The 879-nt window shown below is 59.2% G+C and carries 1 pseudogene; it reads left to right on the top strand.

The annotated features are described in order from the left end of the window. Positions 1–879: pseudogene (locus x551_RS26105) on the top strand (hypothetical protein); the annotation flags it as partial.

Genomic DNA, 879 nt, shown 5'->3' with positions numbered 1-879 from the left:
CGGTCAGACGACTGGTTCGGTCGCTGGCCTTGCTGCTGAAGCCGGCATCAACTCCTCATTGTTGAATCCACCAAAGCCGAAGCTTAAGTACCGTGGAGTGGTCTCTGACGACCCAAAGACCAAGAAGGAAATCAACGACGCCGAGCAGTACCTGAAGCGTCTTCAGGATCAGTACATCACAACCCTCGATCTCACCACCGCAGAGAAGGCGCTGATCGACATCCGCGAGAAGGGCTTCAAGGGACTTACGCCTCAGCTTGAGGAACTGATCCTAGCTCAGGCCAAGGTCATCGATCAGGACAAGGAGGCAGCCCGCTTGTTCAAGGAGCGTCAGGATGCGCTCGACGATGTGATGGAAGCGCAGCGTGCCTTGTCCGAGGAGGGAATTCGCATTTTCGAGCAGACCCGCACACCGCTAGAAAACCTGAATGCTGAACTTCGCCGCCTCAACGATCTGCAGCGTGACGGCGTGATCGATTGGGACACGTACAAGCGCGCCGTGGAACAGGCGCAGGACGCCTTCACGGAGCTTGGCAAGAAGGGCAAGGACTCCATCAGCGAGCTTGACGAGTTCACCAAGGAGGCGGCTCGCAACATCCAGGGCTATCTCGGTGATGCCCTGTTCGACGCCGTGAACGGCAACTTCAAGGACATCGGCAAGAACTTCACCCAGCTACTGCTCCGCATGGGCACCGAAGCTGCCGCGGCCAACATCGCCAAGAAGCTGTTCGGCGACTACGGCAAGGATGGCGACATAGGCGGAATTTTCGGCCAACTCGGCAGTCTGTTCGGCGGGAAGTCAGGGCCGACGGCCGGCAACAACCCGAGCGCCTACACGGCGTCTAGCGGGGGCGGATTCTTGGCTGGGGTCGCCAGTCT

This window comes from Methylibium sp. T29 (assembly GCF_000576205.1).
GTDB lineage: Bacteria > Pseudomonadota > Gammaproteobacteria > Burkholderiales > Burkholderiaceae_C > Methylibium > Methylibium petroleiphilum.
Note: the sequence above shows the minus strand (reverse complement) of the source record. Positions and strands in the feature narration are given on the sequence as shown.